At 43.5% G+C, this 21,253-nt stretch carries 19 protein-coding genes; 8 read left to right on the top strand and 11 right to left on the bottom strand.

Features of this window, described 5'->3' with window-relative positions; genetic code table 11:
* The first annotated feature begins 50 nt into the window (after positions 1-50).
* Both FHW88_RS11325 and FHW88_RS11320 read left to right on the top strand, forming a co-directional pair.
* Positions 51-332 carry an ATP-dependent Clp protease adaptor ClpS gene (locus FHW88_RS11325; RefSeq protein WP_090530789.1) on the top strand — a complete coding sequence of 94 codons (282 nt, stop codon included), beginning with the start codon at positions 51-53 and terminating at the stop codon, positions 330-332.
* Positions 333-352: 20 nt separating this feature from the next.
* The gene (locus FHW88_RS11320) at positions 353-901 is read left to right on the top strand and encodes a histidine phosphatase family protein (RefSeq protein WP_218117185.1); all 549 of its coding nucleotides are present in this window, start codon (positions 353-355) and stop codon (positions 899-901) included.
* Positions 902-1,104: 203 nt separating this feature from the next.
* Here FHW88_RS11320 and FHW88_RS11315 read toward each other — a convergent pair whose 3' ends face one another.
* The gene (locus tag FHW88_RS11315; RefSeq protein ID WP_090530786.1) at positions 1,105-2,175 is read right to left on the bottom strand and encodes a branched-chain amino acid aminotransferase; all 1,071 of its coding nucleotides are present in this window, start codon (positions 2,173-2,175) and stop codon (positions 1,105-1,107) included.
* Positions 2,176-2,303: 128 nt separating this feature from the next.
* Entirely contained in the window at positions 2,304-3,257 is a 954-nt protein-coding gene (locus FHW88_RS11310; protein ID WP_176625475.1) for a tryptophan 2,3-dioxygenase family protein, read from the bottom strand.
* Positions 3,258-3,341: 84 nt separating this feature from the next.
* On the opposite strand from FHW88_RS11310, the gene FHW88_RS11305 reads away from it, so the two are divergent.
* Positions 3,342-3,824 carry a universal stress protein gene (locus FHW88_RS11305; protein WP_175490033.1) on the top strand — a complete coding sequence of 161 codons (483 nt, stop codon included), beginning with the start codon at positions 3,342-3,344 and terminating at the stop codon, positions 3,822-3,824.
* On the opposite strand, the gene FHW88_RS11300 is transcribed toward FHW88_RS11305, so the two are convergent.
* Both FHW88_RS11300 and FHW88_RS11295 read right to left on the bottom strand, forming a co-directional pair.
* Positions 3,821-5,110 carry an HAD-IB family phosphatase gene (locus tag FHW88_RS11300; RefSeq protein ID WP_090530777.1) on the bottom strand — a complete coding sequence of 430 codons (1,290 nt, stop codon included), beginning with the start codon at positions 5,108-5,110 and terminating at the stop codon, positions 3,821-3,823. The two genes, FHW88_RS11305 and FHW88_RS11300, sit on opposite strands and share 4 nt — an antisense overlap.
* 70 nt (positions 5,111-5,180) lie before the next feature.
* Complete coding sequence (locus FHW88_RS11295) at positions 5,181-6,149, bottom strand: NAD-dependent epimerase/dehydratase family protein (RefSeq protein ID WP_176625473.1); 969 nt, start codon at positions 6,147-6,149, stop codon at positions 5,181-5,183.
* A 299-nt stretch (positions 6,150-6,448) separates the two neighbouring features.
* Between FHW88_RS11295 and FHW88_RS11290 the strand changes: the two genes are divergently transcribed.
* The 3 genes from FHW88_RS11290 (at position 6,449) to FHW88_RS11280 (ending at position 10,107) form a co-directional block, all read left to right on the top strand.
* The gene (locus FHW88_RS11290; RefSeq protein ID WP_176625471.1) at positions 6,449-7,630 is read left to right on the top strand and encodes a formimidoylglutamase; all 1,182 of its coding nucleotides are present in this window, start codon (positions 6,449-6,451) and stop codon (positions 7,628-7,630) included.
* Positions 7,631-7,687: 57 nt separating this feature from the next.
* Complete coding sequence (locus FHW88_RS11285) at positions 7,688-8,875, top strand: TlpA disulfide reductase family protein (RefSeq protein ID WP_176625469.1); 1,188 nt, start codon at positions 7,688-7,690, stop codon at positions 8,873-8,875.
* Between the two features lie 101 nt (positions 8,876-8,976).
* Positions 8,977-10,107, top strand: a complete 1,131-nt coding sequence (locus FHW88_RS11280; protein ID WP_176625467.1) for a TlpA disulfide reductase family protein — start codon at positions 8,977-8,979, stop codon at positions 10,105-10,107.
* A 98-nt stretch (positions 10,108-10,205) separates the two neighbouring features.
* Here the strand turns inward: FHW88_RS11280 and FHW88_RS11275 are convergent, their stop codons facing one another.
* On the bottom strand, positions 10,206-10,982 hold the full coding sequence (locus tag FHW88_RS11275; protein ID WP_176625465.1) for a hypothetical protein: 777 nt from the start codon (positions 10,980-10,982) through the stop codon (positions 10,206-10,208).
* Positions 10,983-11,233: 251 nt separating this feature from the next.
* Between FHW88_RS11275 and FHW88_RS11270 the strand changes: the two genes are divergently transcribed.
* Positions 11,234-13,312 (top strand): TonB-dependent receptor, encoded by a 2,079-nt coding sequence (locus tag FHW88_RS11270; RefSeq protein ID WP_176625463.1) that lies wholly within the window; start codon positions 11,234-11,236, stop codon positions 13,310-13,312.
* A gap of 266 nt (positions 13,313-13,578) precedes the next feature.
* On the opposite strand, the gene FHW88_RS11265 is transcribed toward FHW88_RS11270, so the two are convergent.
* Together FHW88_RS11265 and FHW88_RS11260 are read right to left on the bottom strand one after the other, a co-directional pair.
* Positions 13,579-16,137: a family 20 glycosylhydrolase gene (locus FHW88_RS11265; protein WP_176625461.1), complete on the bottom strand. Its 2,559-nt coding sequence runs from the start codon at positions 16,135-16,137 to the stop codon at positions 13,579-13,581.
* A 173-nt stretch (positions 16,138-16,310) separates the two neighbouring features.
* A complete protein-coding gene (locus FHW88_RS11260) occupies positions 16,311-17,237 on the bottom strand; it encodes a cobalamin-binding protein (RefSeq protein ID WP_176625459.1) in 927 nt (308 codons plus the stop codon).
* Positions 17,238-17,404: 167 nt separating this feature from the next.
* Between FHW88_RS11260 and FHW88_RS11255 the strand changes: the two genes are divergently transcribed.
* Positions 17,405-18,028, top strand: a complete 624-nt coding sequence (locus FHW88_RS11255; protein ID WP_090530747.1) for a LysE family transporter — start codon at positions 17,405-17,407, stop codon at positions 18,026-18,028.
* 98 nt (positions 18,029-18,126) lie between these two features.
* Here FHW88_RS11255 and FHW88_RS11250 read toward each other — a convergent pair whose 3' ends face one another.
* The 4 genes from FHW88_RS11250 to FHW88_RS11235 form a co-directional block, all read right to left on the bottom strand.
* On the bottom strand, positions 18,127-19,053 hold the full coding sequence (locus FHW88_RS11250; protein WP_176625457.1) for a bifunctional riboflavin kinase/FAD synthetase: 927 nt from the start codon (positions 19,051-19,053) through the stop codon (positions 18,127-18,129).
* A gap of 75 nt (positions 19,054-19,128) precedes the next feature.
* The gene (truB, locus tag FHW88_RS11245) at positions 19,129-19,860 is read right to left on the bottom strand and encodes a tRNA pseudouridine(55) synthase TruB (RefSeq protein ID WP_176626786.1); all 732 of its coding nucleotides are present in this window, start codon (positions 19,858-19,860) and stop codon (positions 19,129-19,131) included.
* Between the two features lie 147 nt (positions 19,861-20,007).
* On the bottom strand, positions 20,008-20,802 hold the full coding sequence (locus FHW88_RS11240) for an undecaprenyl-diphosphate phosphatase (protein ID WP_176625455.1): 795 nt from the start codon (positions 20,800-20,802) through the stop codon (positions 20,008-20,010).
* Between the two features lie 95 nt (positions 20,803-20,897).
* Positions 20,898-21,191, bottom strand: a complete 294-nt coding sequence (locus FHW88_RS11235; RefSeq protein ID WP_176625453.1) for a DUF3098 domain-containing protein — start codon at positions 21,189-21,191, stop codon at positions 20,898-20,900.
* Positions 21,192-21,253 lie beyond the last annotated feature (62 nt).

The raw sequence follows: 21,253 nt of genomic DNA, 5'->3' as shown, positions 1-21,253 counted from the left end.
CACGATTTTAATACTTTTATTATTGTTTTTGAGTAAATTTGTAGTTACGTATGCCAACTGAAGTACAGGAAGAAACATTTACCCTCGAAGAGTTACTTGCAGGACTTAAAGAGATGCATCGTTTAATACTCTGGAACGATGATTTTAACACTTTTGACCACGTGATCCATTGTATGATGAAATACCTGGATTACTCTGAACCCCAAGCCGAAAAGATAGCATGGAAAGTACATAACGAAGGCAAATGCGCCGTACTGGAAGGCTCTTTTACCGAAATGGAGATCTACCGGAAGATCCTCCAGCAGGAGGGCTTAACAGTTTCAGTAGAATAACACGCTAAAAAATAACCGACATGCTAAAAAGATCATTTTTATTTTTTTTATTAGTCGGTTGGGCAAGCCTGACCGCCTGCGGCCAGGGTAAGAACCTGAAACTGGTATTCATTCGTCATGCCGAAAAGCCCGATGTTGGGGATAACCTTTCGTGTGCCGGGTTTAACCGCTCGCTTAAACTACCCGAGGTTTTAAAAGCCAAATTCGGTTTGCCCGATCATATTTATGTGCCGGCAATGCACCAGGGCAAATCAACCGCGAGGGTACGCATGTTCCAAACCATCTCGCCGTTTGCTGCAAAATATAATCTCTCCGTCAACAGTAATTTTGAAGAAGAGGATGATAACGGCGTCGCTAAAGAGCTTACCTCAAAAAAAGGCACCATCCTTATTGTATGGGAACATAATCAAATTAAACCTTTACTGAAAGCTTTAGGCATGAAAGTTAAAGACCTGGAATGGCCCGATAGTGATTTCGACAGTATCTGGATAGTGACTTTCAAAAAAGGCAAACCGTCGTTAACGATGGATAGAGAAGGGATTACACCGGCTGTGGGGTGTAGTTTTTAAATTAATCCACCTCATCGTTTACGCCGCCGCTCGGCTCCAGCCGAGTGGCAACTATTAAGCGGCCTCCCGGCCGCCGGATAACGCAGGCCGGAGGCCTTGGAATAATAACCACTCGGCTTGAGCCGAGCGGCGGCAAAGTATAACATAAAACACAAAACGCCCCGGATTTTCCGGGGCGTTTTGTGTTTTATGTTAACTGATAATTATTCGCTAACCAGGTAATTCCAGTTATGCGTATCCGGAACATTACCATACTTAATGGCATCCAGTGTATCAAATACCTTGTTCGAAAACTCGCGTGTTTTCGGATCGCTCAGGAAATATTCCTGGCCTTCGTAGCTGATTGAAGCTACAGGGGCTATGGTTGCGGCAGTACCGGCACCAAAGGCATCGGTAAGTTTACCATTTTTAGCACCTTCAACAATCTCGGCTACAGAAACTTTGCGTTCCTCAACAGTGATACCCCACTCTTTGGCTAAAGCTATAACGGTATCGCGGGTTACACCATCTAATATCGTGTCTTTTGCTTCGGCCGTGATCAGTTTACCATCTAACAGGAACATTGCGTTAGCAGCGCCCATTTCTTCAATAAACTTATGCTCTTTGGCATCAGTCCAAATTAGTTGATCAAAACCTTCTTCGGTTGCTTTACGGGCCGGCAGCATGGAGCTTCCGTAGTTACCGGCAGCTTTGGCATAACCCATACCGCCTTCGGCAGCGCGGGTGTAGTGTGTTTCAATTTTAACACGCAATGGTTTTGAAAAGTATGGGCCAACGGGGCCAATCAATACCATGTATTTATAAGTTGAAGACGGTGTTACCCCCAGGTAAGGATCGGTAGCGAACATGAACGGGCGGATATACAAAGCATGGTTTGGCTTTGAAGGTACCCAGTCGCGGTCAAGGTCAACCAGGGTAGCTATACTTTGCAAAAAGATTTCTTCGGGCAGGGTTGGCATGCAAAGGCGCTCGGCCGATTTGTTGAAACGGATAGCATTCTTATCAGGGCGGAAAACGGTGATTTTTCCATCCGCATGTTTATAGGCTTTCAGTCCTTCAAAAAACGCTTGTCCGTAATGAAGTGCTGAAATTGCAGGGCTTAGACCAATTTCGCCGTAGGGAATGACCGAGAGATTTTTCCATTCACCGTCCGCGTAATCGGCCACAAACATGTGGTCAGAAAATGTTTTTCCAAAAGGTAAGTTGTCAAAGTCCGTTTGCTGCAAACGGGAAGCAGTTGTCCTGCTGATCTTGATGTCCAATGTCTCGGTCATGGCATTAAAAATTAATAAATTATAGAAAATGGCAAGTTAGGCATTTTTATGGCCTACACCAAAAAATTGCATAGTTAAATGGTGATTATCACATATAAAACATCATTTTGACAATATGATTGCCGGGCTCAATTACTACTCAGCACATCATCAACCCAGGCCTTACCCCAGTTCTTTTTTTCCTCTTCGCTCCATACCCAGGGATAAAAGATTCGCTTTTGAAAACGCGGCGGCAAGTACTTTTGCCAGTTAGTGCCGCCTGTTGCCTTAATATCCTCCGGCTCACGGTTCAGGTAACGCACCGCCGATTTATAATGTGAAAGCGGCCAGTTTACGTTGACATTGATATCCAGCTGGCGCAATTCGTTACGCAATTCAGGAGTCAGTTCTGATGATGACTCAAATTGTTTAGCCAGCGTATTAAAGTTATGCTTAACAGCGGCCTTGCCCAGTTCAATAAATGTTTTTGAATATTTTTTCTCGAACTGTTTAAGCGTCAAAGTCTTTTTACCGGTGGAAAGTTCGGTAGCGCCAAACTTCCAGTACAGGTATTCAAATTGCGCTTCAATAGTTGCATGCTGCAGTTCCTCACGTTTATCTTTAGCAACCAGGTTTATAAAATCCGTAGCGTAGATCTCGATCATCCGGTACTGCCCGGATTGGAAACCGCTTGCCGGCAGCAACGACATCCTGAATTTCAGGAACTGCTCTTTTTCCATACCATCAACCATGATCTCGAACGAGTGGGTTAAGGCACCAAAATACCTGTTGATCCTTTTTAACCGCGCAGTAAAAAACTCGGCTGTCAGCGGCGCTGCTTCAGCAATTTGCCTGCACTCATGCAGGGCAAGCTTAAAATACAATTCAGTTATCTGGTGATAAATGATAAAGATCTCCTCGTCGGGAAATGGGGTTTTAGGGTTTTGTAAACTAAGCAGGGTATCCAGGTGGATATAATCCCAATAGGTTAAAAAATCTGCATAAAGCAGGCCATCAAGGTATGAGTTCATATCCTGGCCCATAGCTTCGTACTTTTCCTGCAGCTGATTTAACCGGTCTTCAATTTCGGGAGAGAAATGCATACTTCAAAGGTAATAAAATAGTATACTGCTAAAACATATCCGTATTAGGTTGTTATAATGGATACAAGCCTTATAAATATTATTATGAAGATCAGGAAGATACTCATCGGTATTGATGAAAGCGAATTTTCACGTTATGCAGCGGCGTTCGCTTTTGATATAGCCCATACCTATAATGCCGAAGTTGGTTTGGTACACATAGTTGAACCTATTATTGTGCCCACCGATACCCAGGAGGGTTTATTAGGAGGGATGCCATTTGATCCTAATATAAATCTGCCAGGCACAGAATTAGAAACATTGCAAACCGAGCGCTCTGCCGCATTGCTGGATCAGACGGCAAAAGAATGGGGCGGGGGACTGGAAATAGCTCACTTCACCCAATACGGATCTACAGCTGAAGGTATTATTGAATGCAGTAAGGAGTTTAATGCCGACCTGATAGTTTTAGGCACTCACCGCCGTACCGGTATCGATAAATTCTTTTTAGGCAACGTTGCCGAGCAGGTGGTCAACAAATCATTGATCCCTGTATTGGTTGTGCCTTATATTGAAGAGAAAAATTAATATAAAAGCCTGAACTTAATCGTATGCTCAATCGCTTTTAACTCGTTCAATACTTCAGTATCATAGCCTGTATTAACATCGGTAATTACATAACCTATTTGCGGGTTGGTAACCAGGAATTCACCCACAATGTTAATATTATGGCGGGCAAATACATCGTTAATTTTAGCCAGTATCCCCGGTACGTTTTTATGGATGTGAATTAAACGGTGGGCATTGTTAACGCGCGGTGGCTGCAGATCGGGAAAGTTACAGCTGGTATGCGTTTTACCTTCGTTCATGAAAGCCATCACCCTTTTGGGTAAAAAGTCGGTACTGTGCGGGTTATGCCTTGGGTCGTCAAATATAATGATCCCGTTTTCGGCAGCAGCATCGGCCAGCTTGCGGTTACATTTGCCAAAAATACCAATCACCTTTAACCTGCCTGCATTTTGAACTTGTTCGGCACTTGGCTGATGTTCTTCGTCGCAAAATAACACACCGGCTTCCTCAAGATATTTTTCTTCAACATCGTCGCGGTGGCGCATGTTGTAGCCCTCTTTTTTAAGCTGGTCTAAGGCATCCTCATCCACGTTGCCCACAACCAAACATTTAATACGGTTTTTAGGGTAGGAGATGGCACGCGGCAGTTTATTCAGATAGAGGAACTCGTCAAAGCTTGGGGTAATATGGTCGGCCTTTTCGGCTACTGATTTACGTTCGATGTTTTCGGTAAAAGCGAAGAATTTTTTGATCATACCCGATTCCTTTAACTGAAAATCAGAATAACCATCACCGATGCCATAGATATCGCCCGGTAACTGAAGCTCTTTCAGCAGCTTTACCTTGCCACCTTCCTGCGAAAGCGGGTTTTCGCGGTCGTAACCTATAATATTGCCTTCCTCGTCAAACACGAAAGTGTTGGCGTAGATATTTTCTTTTTTAATGTGGTACTCGGTTACTACCGGTGTAATGAACTCTTTGAACCCACCGGATACGATCAACACCTCGTCCTGGTGATTTTTAAAGAAGATAGTATTCCGCGAAAAAGAAGTAGAAACTTTCTTTTTAAGATGGCTGATCAGTTGCTTTAAATGATCGCGGTTAGCATTTAGCAATTTCACCCTGCGCTCTAAACTTTCGGTAAACGACAGCTTACCTTCCATCGAGGCATTGGTCAAATCTTCTATCTGTTTGTAGATATCTTCGCGGTCGGGGCGATTTTTTAGAGAGATCCGGGCCAGTTCATCAAGGGCCTCAACCTGTGTAAAGGTGCTGTCGAAATCAATAATAAAGTACTGTTCCATCTTGGCTGCAAAGGTGCGAAAAAATTTGCTGATAGAACAGGTAGAATTTATAGGTAATTGAAAGCTCTTATTATTTTAACGCCTCACAAATTTCCCCTATCGTCTTACTGATTGGCTTAAACTCAAAGCCTATCGCTTTTTTTATTTTTGAATTATCAAACTCGCGGGTTAATGAAGCTGTTTGTGCCGATGTTTTATCTATAGCCGGAACACCACCGGTTATAGCCGAAACAAAAGCGGCCCCGCGCCAGGCCAGTTCCATCATCCAGGGTTTAGCAAAAATAGCGGGCGGCTTGATGCCGAAACCTTTTGCTATCTCGGTAACCATACCTTTGTAGTCCCGGTTTTCGGCGCTGATGATATAACGCTCGGCCGTAATATTGCTGTTCATTAAACCTACCATGCATTTGGCAACATCTTCTACATCAACAAAACCTATGGTGCCCGAGGTATAAAATTTAAGCCCCTTACGTACCGTGTTGAATAAAGCGCCGCTGCCCTGGGTGCCGGCACTCGCGCCAATTATCAACGAGGGATTAACAATAACAGCGTCCAAACCTTCGGCAATACCCCGCCAAACTTCCATTTCGCTTTCCAATTTAGATATGGCATAACCATCATTTTCTGTTGATTGCTCCAGGTGGTGGTTTTCGGTAATTAACTCTCCGGGTTTGGCGGCGCCAATAGCAGCAATTGAGCTTACATGCACCATCCTTATGCCACGTTCATTGCAAAGATTAACCAGGTTGGCAGTCCCCGTAACATTGGTATTGATCATCGGTTTTTTATCCGCCTGCTTTAATGATACCCAGGCGGCGCAATGGTAAACTTGTGTAATACCTTCAAGAGCATCGGCTAATGCAAAAATATCCATTATATCGGCGTCAACCCAGTCGATGTTTTCCTGATAAGGCAACAGCAATTGGGGGATAACTGAACTTGCCCTTTTGGTACAACGGATCCGCCGGTCGGTGGTAGTTACCAAAAGTTTTGCCAGTTCGGTCCCAAGAAAACCAGTTGCGCCCGTTATTAAGATCATTCCTTTAAATGTGCAGATTTCAGATGTGCAAATGTGCAGATTTTCGCACAATGAATGTGTGAAAATTTGCGCGATGGCATCCCATTTCAGATAATATTAAGCTCATGTGCAGATTTTCGCACAATGGTGAGTGAAAATTTGCACGATGGTAACTCATTTCAAATAATATTGTGCATATATGATTTTAGATGTTGCGATTAACATGATTTTATGTACCTGCATATTTGCACATCTGAAATCCGCACATCAAAAAATAATCCGCACATTTGCACATATGCATATTTGCACATCAAAACACTATGTCATTAGCTGATTTTTTTACGCCGATTGATCTTAAAAAGATAGCTCCTAAAAAAGGCTATTATACCAGCCAGCTTGGCGATAAAATTGTGCATTACTCTGTCGATTTCCCTGATCTGGAGGAGAAAACGGATATTGCCATTATCGGTGTTATGGATGATCGTAACGCTGTTGGCAATCCGGGATGCTCGCTTGCGCCCGATTATATCCGTGAAAAACTTTACCAGCTAAATGAAGGCGGTTACTCTGTAAAAATCGCTGATTTCGGAAACATTCGTGCCGGCGAAAAAGTTACCGACACCTACTTTGCCGTTAAAACTGTAGTGGCCGAACTGATCAAAAAAGATATCATCCCGGTTATTTTAGGCGGGGGACAGGATCTTACCTATGCTCAATATATGGGCTATGAGGAGCTTGAACAGAAGGTTGACCTGGTGGTAATCGATTCGCATTTTGATTTGGATGAAGATAATCACGGCGAAAGTATTGAAACTACTTCTGCTTCCTATCTCAACAAAATATTCCTGCATGATCCCAATTACCTGTTTAACTTCAGCAACCTTGGCTACCAAACCTATTTTGTAAGCCAGGACAGCCTCCGGGTAATGGATAAGCTTTATTTTGATGTACACCGCTTAGGCGAACTGAGCGGCAATATTGCTGTTACCGAACCTGCCATCCGCAATGCCAGCATGGTGAGCTTCGATATCGGCGCTATCCGGGCTGCCGATGCTATGGGGAATGCCAATGCCACGCCAAATGGTTTTTATGGCGAAGAAGCCTGCCAGCTCTGCCGTTACGCGGGCTTTAATGATAAACTTACCTCGATAGGTTTTTATGAATTTAACCCGGCTTATGACAGTAACGGGCAAACCGCCTGGCAACTGGCGCAAATGATCTGGTATTTTATTGACGGTTTTTATAACCGTAAGCGCGATTTTCCGCTTAACCCTAAATCACAATACCTTATTTATAAAACCAGCTTAACCCACGACGACCAGGAAGTAATATTTGTAAAAAGTAAAAAATCCGACCGTTGGTGGATGCAGGTGCCCTACCCGTCGGCAGGTTCGCCTAATGAGCGTTTTCATTTGGTACCCTGCAGCTATGCCGACTATAAAACGGCAACATCAGGCGAATTGCCGGACCTTTGGTGGCGTACCTATCAAAAATTAAACTGATATTCACAATTTTAACACTTGCTTAAACGTTAGCAGCGTAGAGTTTTATATATTTTAATGAAGAAATTATTTTTTTACATAGCCGCCATGCTGCCGGTAACGGCGCTTGCACAGGCTACAGACACCTTTGTTATTAATGGTAAATTAGGCAACGTCACCACACCTGCCAAAGTATATTTATCGTACCAACTGGGTGCTAATAATGTTACCGATTCGGCCAATGTGGTTAACGGGGCATTTTCATTTACCGGTACGATATTTAACCCAGTTAATGCTACATTAGCCGTTAACTACAAGGGCTTACCCCTCGAAAAATTTATCGACGGCAACTATAAATATGCCGATAACGGCAGCCTGATTTCAAAGACGGCCGACGATATAGATTTTTTCCTGGAAAAAGGTACTATCACTATCACCAGCAAAGATTCGATAGATAAAGCGCAGATCACAGGGTCGCAACTTAATACAGATAATGTAAAACTCCAGGCACAGTTAAAAGCCATCAATCAAAAAGGCGAAAAGCTAATGGCCGAGGCCAAGGCAGCAACGCCGGAGCAGCAAAAATCGGCAGCTTTCAGGAGTGCCATGCAGGCAAGGTATAAAGCCCTGCAAACAGAGCAAAAGACAACTTTAAAAAGCTTTATTGCAGCCAACCCTGATAGTTATTTAAGTTTACTTGCACTAACCTCGGTAAGCGGTCCTGCTCCCGACCTTAGCGAGGTTGAGCCATTATACAATTCGTTATCTCAAAAAATTAAAGATACCGAAGCCGGTAAAATGATGAAGGTGCAGCTCGACGCCCTAAAAGTTACGGCTATCGGCTCCGAAGCTCCTGATTTTATACAAAACGACGTTAACGGAACTCCTGTAAAGCTATCGTCGTTCAGGGGCAAGTATGTATTACTTGATTTTTGGGCATCATGGTGCGGTCCCTGTCGTCAGGAAAACCCGAACGTGGTACGTAACTATGCAAGGTTCAAAAACAAAAACTTTACCGTAGTTGGGGTTTCGTTGGATAGGCCCGACGGCAAATCGGCGTGGCTTGCTGCCATTAAAAGCGACGGATTGGAATGGACGCAATTATCTGATCTTAAATTCTGGAACAACCAGGCTGCGGCTTTGTACTCGGTAACATCTATCCCTCAAAACTTCCTGATCGATCCTCAGGGAAAAATCATTGCAAAAAACCTCCGTGGCGAAGATCTTGATGCCAAACTGGAACAGTTATTTGGAAAATATAATTAATTGATACTAAGGCCCTGCCTGGGCGATATTAATTAATATGTCATATTCACCGTTGAATTAGCCGGATATTTAATACCCGGCTAATTTTATTATATTGCGATATGAACTTGACCTCAATTAAAAAAATAGCTTTAACAGCAATTGCAAGCGCCCCTGCTTTAGCTTTTGCCCAGGATGCCCAATATACTGTGCAAGGTAAAATTGGCGCCTATAACGCACCGGCGAAAGTCTATGTGCAATATCGTAAAGATGGAAAAACGGTTGTCGACTCGGCAGTATTGAACGAAGGAGCCTTTAAATTTACCGGTAAAACAAGCACAACAACACCTGTAAGCGGTTATATTTTGTTTAACCCCAAAGGTACCGGCCTGCATAGCTCAGAAGATTATCGTTCCATTTACCTTGAACCAGGTACCATCAACGTAAGCGCAACTGATAAAATTGCTGATGCCAAAATAGAAGGCACCAAAACCAATAACGATAACGAAAAATATAACCTGGCCGAAAAACCGATTAATGATGCCTATGAGGCGCTTTCGGCAAAACGTAAAACCGCCACGCCGGACCAACTTGCCGAACTAAATGCTGAGGAAAAAAAGATCGACGACCAGGATGCGCAGCTAAATAAAAAGTTTATCCAGGAAAACCCCGATTCATATGTAAGCCTTAACGCGCTTGAATCATATGCCTACAGTGCCGATTACGTAGATATTGCCCCATTGTTTAACAGCTTCAGTCCTGCTATTAAAGCAACCGAAGCAGGCAAGAAATTTGCCGAACGCCTGCCAAAATTAAAAGCTGTGGCATTAGGTGCAACCGCACCCGAATTTGCCGAAGCTGATACTGCCGGTAAAATGGTTAGTCTGTCATCATTTCGTGGTAAATATGTACTGATAGATTTCTGGGCATCATGGTGCGGCCCTTGCCGTCGTGAAAACCCTAATGTGGTAAAGGCTTACAATGCTTATAAAGGCAAAAACTTCACCATACTTGGCGTGTCGCTCGACAGGCCGAATGCGAAAGATAAATGGCTGGCAGCTATCCACAAAGATGGTCTTACCTGGAATCATGTATCCGACCTTAAATTCTGGGACAGTAAAGCAGCCGATCTGTATGCGGTACGCGGAATCCCTCAAAACTTTTTATTAGATCCTAACGGAAAGATCATCGGTAAAAACCTAAGGGGCGAAGATCTGCAAAACAAGCTTGCCGAGATCTTTGGGAAAATTTAATAATACCAAATCATTGATCAAAGGAAAGAGGCTAATAGCCGCTTTCCTTTGATTTTTGCACCAATCAGTTGAGATTTGGTTTGCACTTTATATGTTCCCTATCGCGCCAGCACCTTTGGTGAAATAGTTATCCCTGTTGAATCGTCCCAGTGAAAAATGATCTGTGTTGCGGTCACTTCCATACTGCCCTCGTAGTCCGTGTTAATATCCTGGCCAAAGCCTGCATAAAACTTATAAACACCTTCCTTTAATACGGGTTGATAAAATGCATAATTATTATGTGCTGTCAATATGGCTGTACCAGTACAAGCGGTATTGTCCAGACTTTTTATAACAGCACCGGTGAAATTTATATAATACTTATCATGTAAAGGAAAAGGTACAAAAAGGCTATAGGTAAACATAAAGTTGGTGCAATATTTTTTTTTGGTGCTTATGGTAAATGCAAGGTATGCTGAATCAGACTTGGCGCTTTTTACATACTGCGGCACAAAGGTGATCGAATCACTTTTATCGAACGGAATAAAATACACCGGAGGCGCATATACAGAATCGATAACAGTTATAACTATACTTTTCGAAGTAATATCACTATTTTTAGCGCTGATAGTATAATTTCCGGCTTTGGTGAACTTTATCCGGGCAGCATTTTTTGCAGTGCGAATGGTATCAAAACCTGAAGGGGCTACCATCCAGGTAACCTCCTTATTATCTGCTCCCACCAGCAACATTGAGTCAGGCTCGTTTATTTTTACCTTTAATTTACTAACGGCAATTTCTCCCTCAGGAGCGTTAGGCTCGCCATTCTTTTGGCACGAGGATACTACACAAAAGCACAATGCAAGTATAGCAAGGTAAAATAATAACTTTCTCATTATAAGGGATATGAATGAACGAATTTAAAAAAATAACTATAATTGGGATTAATAAATTTTGAGGGAAAGGGCCTTTTCAGTATTGCTCCGCTTTATTCTGACAAATCTGCAATACATGTGTAATATAGTTGCAGCGTCATGATCAGATGTCCGGAAAGAAAAAGTTAGCAACATCAAGATATTTACAAGCGGGCGATATCCTTTTACAAGTATAAAAACTATTTTTGAGGGTCATCCCTGATTGTCAATCTATGCTAAAACGCTTTACTCTTATAACTCTTATACTTGCTGCTTTTACTGCAACCCACGCACAAAATAAGATCAAACCTAAGAGAGACACCACCGAACTTAAACCGGTGATCATCAAAGGTTACCTGAGCGACCAGCCTGTGATAAGTGTACCGGCGTCGGTAAGTGTGCTTAATGCAGCCCAGCTCAGGATCCAGCCTGATAATTCATTTGTAAATGCCTTAAATACGGTTCCGGGAGTACGTACCGAGGAGCGTTCGCCGGGCAGCTATCGTTTATCCATCAGGGGCAGTTTATTACGTTCGCCTTTTGGCGTGAGGGACGTAAAGATCTATTTTGACGATATCCCGCTTACCGACGCCGGCGGCAACAGTTATTTAAATGCTATTGATATTGCTTCGATACAAAAGGTTGAAATATTAAAAGGGCCGGATGGCAGCTTATTTGGGGCTAACTCGGGCGGTGTCGTGATTCTTAGTCCGCTTAACCGTTATAACGACAGCACTTATATTTCGGCGGGGGTAAACGGTGGTTCGTACGGGTTGTTTCATGAAAAGGCAGCAGTGCAATTAAAAACTACCAATTACCTGCTCGACATTAACCAAAGTTTTCAAACCTATCATGGCTACAGGCAAAACAGCGATACCCATCGCAACTACCTGCAACTGGCCGATAGCTGGAATTACAGCGGTAAAAACACACTAAAAGCATTGGGGATTTATTCGGATCTTGCCTATCAAACACCGGGTGGCTTAAACCTGGCCCAGTATACCGCCAATCCGCGATTAGCCCGCCAGCCTACGGCAACTTTGCCGGGGGCTATTCAGCAACGGATAGGTATTACTACCAAGATGTATTTAGGCGGCCTAACCAACGAATATCATTTTAACGACCACATTCGCAATGTACTGGCTGTGTTTGGCAATCACGTTGATTTCGCCAATCCGTTCATTACTAATTATGAGCAACGCAGTGAAAATACCTATGGTTTCCGTACTTATTTTGAACTAACCGGCGATAAGAAACCCAATTTAGACTGGAAAGTTGATCTCGGTTTTGAATGGCAGCAAACCAACTCGCACATTGCCAACTATGGCAATAAGAAGGGGGTAAAAGATACCGCCCAAACCATTGATGATATCCACACCAACCAGCATTTTGTATTTGCCCGTTATGCTGCTGATGTGTACAAACGCCTGCATATAGAGGCCGCGGTAAGCTTAAATGATTATGGTTATGACTTCAAAAACCTGTATCCGCTTAATCAAAACAACTTTACTAACCGCAACTTTAGCGCACAGCTAATGCCGCGGCTGGCTTTGTCATACCAGATCATTAATCCCTTTGCATGGCGGGCAAGCGTAAGCCGCGGTTACTCGAGCCCTACCACTGCCGAGGTGCGGCCAACCGATAACATTGTAAACACCAGCCTGCAAGCCCAATACGGCTGGAACTACGAAACCGGGTTCCGCCTGCGCAACAGCGATGAAACTTTTATGCTTGATGCATCAGTTTATTATTATCGTTTAAACAATGCCATAGTACGTCGCCTTAATGCCAATGAAACCGAGCATTACGTCAACGCGGGTGGTACTAACCAGTTAGGCACCGAAGCGTCATTATACTATTGGATTATTCGCCCAAACAGGTATAACTTCATCCGTGGGCTACAACTCAACGAATCTTTTACGTACAGTCATTTCCGGTTTAGGGATTATATGGTTACCAATGCCAATTATTCGGGTAACAGGCTAACGGGCGTGCCTAAAAACGTATTTGTAAGCAGCGTACAGATCAGGTTTCCGGAAAGTATTGCATTATTTGTTCAGCATACCTTTACTTCAAAAATTCCGCTGAACGATGCAAGCAACGTATATGCGCCAAAATATAACCTGTTGCAGTCCCGCGTTAGCTATCAGCCAACCATTGGCCGTAAAACACGCTTTGAAATATTTGCTGCCGCGGATAATTTACTGAATCAGAAATATAGCCTTGGTAATGATTTGAATGCTGTAGGTAACCGATATTATAATGCGGCTCCGCTGAGGAATTACTCGGTTGGGATGAATTTTATGTATTAGATGGTTAATAGTTGATGGTTCATAGATCATAGTAATCGCGGACTACGCTCGCCTTAATCAATAAAAACCCGGAAGGTAAAACCATGTCATTGCGAGGAACGAAGCAATCGCACGGAAGCAGAGCGGCTCTGTAATGTATGCGATTGCTTCGTCGTTCCTCCTCAATGACATGATTTTAATATGAACCCGGCGATTGTTATTAAAAAAAGGCCGGTTTTGCTTCGCAAAACACGGCCTTTTTTAAAGCTTGCAAACTGCAAACTGAATTACGGATTCAAATTGTTATTACCTCCTTCAGCTATATTGCTTCCCCTGCCTTTCGGATCAAAAGCGCGGAATTTGATAACGCCGCCATTGTAGTTAACAGGGCCAGTGTAAACCTTACTGCCAGCGTCAGGATCTTTGCCATTGGTTGTATACCGGATAGTTAAACCCGGGAACTCCACATTGCTCAGGTATTTACCATCCTGCAGGTTAATGCCCGGTTTTGGCACACGGTAATCATAGCCACCGTTATAATAAGACAGGCGGGGCAGTTCACGTTTACCTAACACATTCAGGAAATTTGACCAGGCCGCCTGGTATGCCTCTTTACTTTTTACAGGGTCTTTTTCGGTGGCCCATGCCGGGTCGTGCGCCCAGGCACGTTCGGCCAGGCCAAGCAGCTTCGGAAATATCATGTAATCCATTCTTTCCGGGCCTTTCACTGTTTCGGCCCACAGCGCGCCCTGCAAGCCCACGATATTGCTTTTACCATAATCGGTAAGGCGTTGCTCGCCGATGAAGATATTCCTGTTTATAGGGTTGCCTTGCTTATCAACGTCGGCATTTTTAAAATAATCGTAGGGGATAAATGAGAAGAATTTATCAATGCCTAAAAACGCGCCCCAGTAATAACCAGGCTCGTCAAATGATTTGTAATTGGCCATATCAAAATACAGGTTGGTAACGCAGGTTAACACCACCTTGTAACCACCATTAGCCAAACGGTAGGCCAGATCTTCCTGTCCCCCGCCTAACACGTTATTCCAAACATCAACCTGTAAGTGTTCTTTTGTAAAATCCGGATTTGGTACGTAAGCCGGCTGACCGTCGAGCGTAGTTTTACGAAGCGCCATTTCTTCCCAACCCGAAAGCAGGATGCCTTTTGCTTTCAGGATTTCATTAATCCTTCCGTAGAAGTAATACCAAAGATCATTGGTACTTTGTATTTCGGGATGTGTAACCCTGAGCGCCGCATAAGCCGGTGATTTTTCCCATACATTCGCAGGAACCTCATCGCCACCAAAATGAATGGTTGATAACGGCGCTCCTGCTTCTTTATAAGTGCTGATGAGGTCGTTTACCACGGTCTCTACAAAGTTATAGGTTGAAGGGAGCGACACATCAATCACGTTATCGTTCCAGTATTGTACCGAGCGATATTCAGATTTATCGTTCAGGTCATACAGTAAATACTTTACTGCTTCTGCCTTTTTGCCTTCGGCCATCAGGCGGTCATAGCGGGCGTTCATTGCCTTGATAGCTGCACGGGCATGACCGGGTGTTTCAATTTCAGGGACTACGGTGATATGGCGATCATTGGCGTATTTCAGGATCTCGATATAATCTGCTTTCGTATAATAGCCGGTGCCAAAAGGGTTATTAACCTCCGGGCCAGAACCGTGCGATGGAGGCAGATGGTGTTTACTATCCAGTGTATGGCCTCGTTTGGAAGCGACGGCAGTAAGGTCGGGTAGCGAGGGGATCTCTATTCTCCATCCCTCATCATCCGTTAAATGCAGGTGCAACACATTAAGCTTGTACAGGCTCATCGCTTCGAGCAGTTTCAATACCTGCTGTTTTGACTGGAAGTTACGGGCTATATCAAGCATCACAGCCCGATAAGAAAAACGTGGCGCGTCTGCAACCTCTACACAGGGGATCTGTACCGATGGCGGAGTTTTTGCCAGGGCAGCAGCTGGGATCAGGCTTTTGAATGACTGGATGCCATAAAACATGCCGGTGGTTGTTGACGCGCGGATGGTAACGGCCGCCTGCTTTACGCTTATTTCATAGGCCTCGTTGCCCAAACCTGGTTTGTATTGTAAGGAGATAGCGTTTTCAGAGTATCTGTTAGCACCTTTTTTACCAAGCAACGCTAAAATGTAATTATCCAACAATGCGGCTTCCTTACTAAAACGGGAATCTAATGCAGTGATATGTATATTAGAAGCAAAAGTAAATGTGCCATTGCCCAGCACATAACTTACCGGTGTAGGGAAAACTTTCACCAATTGATCGGCAGGAATATCGCTAACCGTCTTGTTCCTGTCGAAAACAATTTCGGGTGTTATCAACCCCTGGTAAGTTGGTTTGTACGGCGTAATGTCATACGAGCCGAAAGAATAGCCTTTTTCAGGGGCGTTATCCCAAACAAGGTATGGCCCTTCAGGTGCATCGGTAATGTTTACCACAGGATCATCGCACACAAATTCAATGCGGGAGGTTTCGCCGGGTTTCAGGTCTTTGAAGCCGGATGTTGGGGTTATGCTGTATAAGTCGCCGTTAACCTGTTCAATCAGGGCGTTATTGCTAACGGCCGTTTTGGTAAAACCGCGCCCGGAATTAAAGTAGATCTTCCATCCCACCGCAGGCAAAACCTCATGACTTTTATTGGTTATCACCAGTGCAGTGAGCGCTTCATTTTTATTTTGATAGTTATTATCCATTACCTGCCAGGTGAGGTGCAGGTTGGTTACGTTCGGTTTTTTATCATCACTAATTTTAAAACCGCTGCATACAAAAACCGCGGCGATAACCACCAGCGTAAAAATTTTGTTCATAATTGATCCTGTGCCTGGGAGATAGCAGACAGGTAAATATATTACTTTTTAAATTATTTTAATAAGTATTTTAAAGAAGTCGTTAGTCTAAAGTATTAAGTCTTAAGTTAGATTTAGTATAGCTCTGTTAACTATTCTTATTTCATTTCGACTTAAGACTTCTGACTTAAGACTTATAAAGAAAACTTAATCCACCCCTCACCCTCATATCCGAATATAAATTGTTTAGGGCGGATGATTTCGGCCAGGATCTCAATAGAATCTACAATCCTCGGGCCGGGACGATTGAAATATTGGTTGCCATCGGCAATATAAAACCTGTCGTTTTTTACCGCTTTGAGGGATGCAAAACCCGGGCGGTCCAAAAGGAGGTTAATCTCCCGCATAGTACGTTCAATGCTGAACCCGCAAGGCATCACCACAATAATTTCCGGGTCCTGCTGCAGGATCTCATCCCACTCAATATAAGGCGAGTGCTTACCTTCCTGTGCCAAAACGGGCGTTCCGCCTGCTATGTCTACCAGGCCTGGTACCCAGTTGCCGGAAATCATTAAAGGTTCAAGCCACTCAATGCAGGCAACCGTAGGTTTACTGTCGATAAACTTCAGCTTGTGCTTGATGATATCAACGCGTTCCTGCAAACTCTCGATTAATTCGGCACCGGCTTGCTGTGCATTTAGCCCGTTGGCAACGTTGGCAATGTCATTAAAAATATCATCGAGGCTATTGGGTTGCAGCGATATAATTTGTGCCTGTTTATCCAGGTAGTTTTCAAGCGCCTCTTCAACATCTTTTAACGATACTGCGCAAACCTCGCACTGGGCCTGGGTTACCACGACGTCCGGTGCAAGGGTTTTAATTTGTTCGCGCTTTACGGTATAAACCGATAGTGCATCGGCCAGGATCTCTTTCACTTTTATATCAATATCGGCGCTGCTTAAACCATCCGGAAAATTAGCTTCAGTACATATGGGTAATTCTTTAACAGATGCCGGAAAATCGCACTCATGCGAACGGCCTACCAGGTTTTTCTCTAATCCTAAAGCACAAATTATCTCGGTAGCGGCCGGCAGTAATGAAACTATTTTTTCAGTTGGCATGTTAACACGTTTAAAGTTTGCAAATGTAAGGAAGATTCTGAACCGGGATTAAACGGATTTGTCAGATTATTGGATTCTAATGCAGATATCCGGGTAATCCCCAAATCCTATAAATCATGGTTCAGACATTATTTGCCAACTCCAATTAACAACCTATCTTTGCTGCGATGATATTTCTAACATTTTTCATCGGGATCATAGCCAACTTTATAGGCTATATTCCCCCCGGCAACATAAACCTAACTTTAGTACAGATCACTATAAACCGTGGCATTAAGGAAGCTGTACGCTTTATAACCGCTTTTTCGGCTGTTGAATTTTTCTTTACTTATTTCATCATGCATGCTGCCCGCTGGCTTTCTGGGCAATTGCAACTTAATACAGTTATCGACTGGATAATGGTAGTGCTGTTCGGCGTTATGGGATACATCACCTGGATCCATCGTAACAAGCCGCCTAAAGCCAATTACTCCGAACATGCCAGTATCAAATATGGTATTTTATTAGGCTTTTTAAACCCCATGCAGGTGCCCTTCTGGATGGTAACCGGCACATACCTTATTACGCATGAATGGATCCTTGACGGTAGGGTAGCCCTTGTTATTTTTAGCCTGGGCTCGGCGGCAGGTGCTTTTTTATGCCTGTTTATCTATGCCAAATTCGCTAAATACATACAGGAAAGATTTGCGTTAAGCACCAGGCTTATCAATACCAGCATAGCTATATTATTTTTCGCTTTCGCGATGTATCATATTGTGAAACAGATCTACTTGTCGTTTTTTAAGCATTAAAACCTTGATTTTCTTGATTTAGGGATTGCCTGATGCGGTGCGTAAGCTGCCAATCCATATTGAATTCAAGGTAATCCTTAAATCAAGCAAATCATGGTTCAATTCATGACTTTCAGCACATCTACCTTATCCTGGGCCAACTGAACTTTCAACTCATCAAGCGATGAAAACTTAACATCCCCCCGTATGTAGTGGTGAAACTCCATCCGGATAGTTTGATTATAGATCTCTTCGCCAAAGTCAAAGATATTTACCTCGATGTTGCGTGTAAGGCCATTAACCGTTGGGCGGCTACCGATGTAGGCCATCCCTTTATATTTCTGATCAGCTATAATTACTGTTACTGCAAAAATACCATCGCATGGAATAAGCTTATATTTTTCTTCAACCACGATATTGGCTGTCGGATAACCAAGCTGACGGCCGATCTGATCGCCGCGGACAACCTTTCCGGTAATAAAGAAAGGATAGCCTAAAAAGGCGTTAGCCAAATGAATATCGCCGCTTAACAGGGCGTTACGGATGCGGGTTGAGCTGATGGCCACCTCGTTGATGTCCTGTTCGGGAATTTCTACCACATCAAAACCATACACAGGGCTAAGGCGCTGCAGATCTTCAAAGCCGCCCTGCCTGTCTTTACCGAAGCGATGGTCATAGCCTATTACTATTTTTTTTGTACCAATTTTATTAACCAGCACATCACGGATATAGCTCTCGGCAGATTGATTGGAGAAATCTCTTGAAAAAGGGGTTATAATGAGATGGTCAACCCCGATGCGTTCCATTAGTTCGGCCTTTTCGGCAATGGTGGTTATCAGTTTCAGGCTTTCATCTTCCGGGTGCAGGATCATACGCGGGTGCGGAAAAAAAGTAAGGATCACCGTTTCGCCTCCTGTACTTTCGGCCAGCTCCTTAATGCCTGAGATAATTTTACGGTGCCCTAAGTGTACCCCATCAAATGTACCGATGGTGACTACTGCATTGTTTACCGCTGTAAATTCGTCGATATTATTGTAAACCCTCATTTATGAGTAAAACACAAAGTTAATTTTTAGTTGATGGGATTAAAAACCGGAGTGTTTGAGCTTTGTAAATTTCCTTTACCGCGCTGTACGTACATCTGATACTTTTAATTCCCTCACGGTATTTACCAGTTCCATCACTTCCCAGGCATCCTCAATCCTGAAGTTACCGCTCCGTGTACGTCTTAGTTTTGAAAGATAAGCCCCGTTTCCTAAAGCCGAGCCAAAATCATTCACCAGCGAACGGATGTAAGTGCCCTTACTGCACACCACTCTGAAATCAACCTCGGGCAGCTCAATACGGGTTAGTTCAAACTCGGTTATAGTGACGTTACGGAGCTTCAGTTCCACATCCTCGCCCCGGCGCGCCTTTTCATATAAACGCTCACCATCAACTTTTATGGCCGAGTGCGCCGGCGGATATTGCTGGATATCGCCAATGAACTGTCTGCAGTTGTTACGCAGCATTTCTTCAGTGAGTTGGCTGATGTCGAAACTTTTGTCCGGTTCCGTTTCCATATCATATGAAGGCGTAGTTGCGCCCAATACCATGGTCCCGGTATATTCCTTTTCTTCGGCCTGGAAAGTATCTATCTGCTTGGTCATTTTACCGGTGCAGATGATCAGCAAGCCGGTAGCCAATGGATCGAGTGTGCCTGCATGGCCAACCTTCAGCTTAAGCGGCTTAAATGAATTGCGGAGTTTGCCAACCACATCAAAGCTTGTCCATTGATACGGTTTATTAACCAGCAGGAGCTGACCCTCAGCAAATTCCTCTATTTTTGTATACGTGTTCTTCAAATCTTTTATTTACACCGGATCAATTTATCCGATTTTTCGCAAAGGTACGATTTTCGCCCCTATTGCCTGACTAGCTATAAATTACTGCGCCGGATCAATCTCCTTTGATTTGAGAATGATCCGGCGCGGCAAAATTAATGTGATATACTTAAAGGCTTAAATCGTTTGTAATTGGTGCCCGCTCAAAATTAATCCTATAATAACAGCTCCAATCACAATACGGTACCAGCCGAAAATCTGGAAGCCACGGCGCTCAAGAAAAGTAATGAATGTTTTAATAGCCAGCATGGCAACAATAAAAGCAATGATATTACCTATGGCCAGCAGTTTAATTTCTTCGCCGGTAAATACATGCCCTTCTTTATGGAAGTCGTATAGTTTTTTTGCAGTCGCGGCAAACATAGTGGGCACTGCCAGGAAGAATGAAAACTCGGCAGCTGCAGTACGGTTTAGTTTTTGCGCCATGCCACCAACAATAGTAGCAGCCGAACGCGATGTACCGGGGATCATGGCTAAACACTGAAAAAAGCCTATTTTAAGTGCCGTTAAATTGCTGATATCCTTTTCTTCTTTAATCACCGGCTTGTTGAACCATTTATCAACAAACAATAAAATAATGCCGCCAACAAACAGGGTAATACCAACGGTGAGCGCGCTCTCCAATAAAGCATCTATCTTTTTGCTAAACAATACGCCAAATACCGCTGCAGGTATAAAAGCGATAAACAGTTTTAAATAAAAATTAACCGATTGCAAGAACCTTCTCCAGTACAGGAACACTACCGATAAGATGGCGCCCAGTTGTATGGCAATAGTAAAAAGCTTAACAAAAGGATCGGCTGCTATGCCCATTACTGATGAAGCAATGATCATGTGCCCGGTTGATGATACAGGTAAAAATTCAGTTATCCCTTCAATAATTGCAAGGATAATAACATGGATTAAATTCATTGGGGTTTTAAGGGGTTGAGGTAGAGATATACGTTATTACAGTAGATATCTTTCACTAAAACATATCTACTGTAAAATTCAGCATGGTTACTGTATTAATTAGCCGAAGGCTTTTTAAGGATAGCGAAGAAACCCAAAGCAAAACCGCCCAAAACTACTATTGGGGCGATAACTATTTTGGTAGTGCTGTAAATGTCAGTTGTGCCCGACATCAGGACAAAACCGAAGGCAACAACCGCCACGCTGATGATCAGCATACGGTAATTGCTTTTATCAAATATAAATTGTACCGGTTGTGCAGGCGCAGTAGCTTTTGCAGCACCGGTAGCTGCCGGCGATGTTGCAGCAGTTGTTTTTACAGGGCCGGCTGGTTTAAATTTTTGTGCCATTTATCTTTTAATTACTGAATTATTGAGTTAATGAATTAGTGGTTGAGAGTTCAGATTAAGCC

The organism is Mucilaginibacter sp. SG538B (genome assembly GCF_013376065.1).
Taxonomy (GTDB): Bacteria; Bacteroidota; Bacteroidia; order Sphingobacteriales; family Sphingobacteriaceae; genus Mucilaginibacter; species Mucilaginibacter rubeus.
Note: the sequence above shows the minus strand (reverse complement) of the source record. Positions and strands in the feature narration are given on the sequence as shown.

Bases quoted from the DNA above. Each gene is read 5' to 3' on its own strand.
- FHW88_RS11280 (WP_176625467.1), top strand. From the start codon at position 8,977: ATGAACTTGACCTCAATTAAAAAAATAGCTTTAACAGCAATTGCAAGC.
- FHW88_RS11275 (WP_176625465.1), bottom strand. From the start codon at position 10,982: ATGAGAAAGTTATTATTTTACCTTGCTATACTTGCATTGTGCTTTTGT.
- FHW88_RS11240 (WP_176625455.1), bottom strand. From the start codon at position 20,802: ATGAATTTAATCCATGTTATTATCCTTGCAATTATTGAAGGGATAACT.
- FHW88_RS11285 (WP_176625469.1), top strand. From the start codon at position 7,688: ATGAAGAAATTATTTTTTTACATAGCCGCCATGCTGCCGGTAACGGCG.
- FHW88_RS11305 (WP_175490033.1), top strand. From the start codon at position 3,342: ATGAAGATCAGGAAGATACTCATCGGTATTGATGAAAGCGAATTTTCA.
- FHW88_RS11295 (WP_176625473.1), bottom strand. From the start codon at position 6,149: ATGATCTTAATAACGGGCGCAACTGGTTTTCTTGGGACCGAACTGGCA.
- FHW88_RS11315 (WP_090530786.1), bottom strand. From the start codon at position 2,175: ATGACCGAGACATTGGACATCAAGATCAGCAGGACAACTGCTTCCCGT.
- FHW88_RS11325 (WP_090530789.1), top strand. From the start codon at position 51: ATGCCAACTGAAGTACAGGAAGAAACATTTACCCTCGAAGAGTTACTT.
- FHW88_RS11250 (WP_176625457.1), bottom strand. From the start codon at position 19,053: ATGAGGGTTTACAATAATATCGACGAATTTACAGCGGTAAACAATGCA.
- FHW88_RS11300 (WP_090530777.1), bottom strand. From the start codon at position 5,110: ATGGAACAGTACTTTATTATTGATTTCGACAGCACCTTTACACAGGTT.
- FHW88_RS11270 (WP_176625463.1), top strand. From the start codon at position 11,234: ATGCTAAAACGCTTTACTCTTATAACTCTTATACTTGCTGCTTTTACT.
- FHW88_RS11320 (WP_218117185.1), top strand. From the start codon at position 353: ATGCTAAAAAGATCATTTTTATTTTTTTTATTAGTCGGTTGGGCAAGC.
- FHW88_RS11265 (WP_176625461.1), bottom strand. From the start codon at position 16,137: ATGAACAAAATTTTTACGCTGGTGGTTATCGCCGCGGTTTTTGTATGC.
- FHW88_RS11290 (WP_176625471.1), top strand. From the start codon at position 6,449: ATGTCATTAGCTGATTTTTTTACGCCGATTGATCTTAAAAAGATAGCT.
- FHW88_RS11310 (WP_176625475.1), bottom strand. From the start codon at position 3,257: ATGCATTTCTCTCCCGAAATTGAAGACCGGTTAAATCAGCTGCAGGAA.
- FHW88_RS11260 (WP_176625459.1), bottom strand. From the start codon at position 17,237: ATGCCAACTGAAAAAATAGTTTCATTACTGCCGGCCGCTACCGAGATA.
- FHW88_RS11255 (WP_090530747.1), top strand. From the start codon at position 17,405: ATGATATTTCTAACATTTTTCATCGGGATCATAGCCAACTTTATAGGC.
- FHW88_RS11235 (WP_176625453.1), bottom strand. From the start codon at position 21,191: ATGGCACAAAAATTTAAACCAGCCGGCCCTGTAAAAACAACTGCTGCA.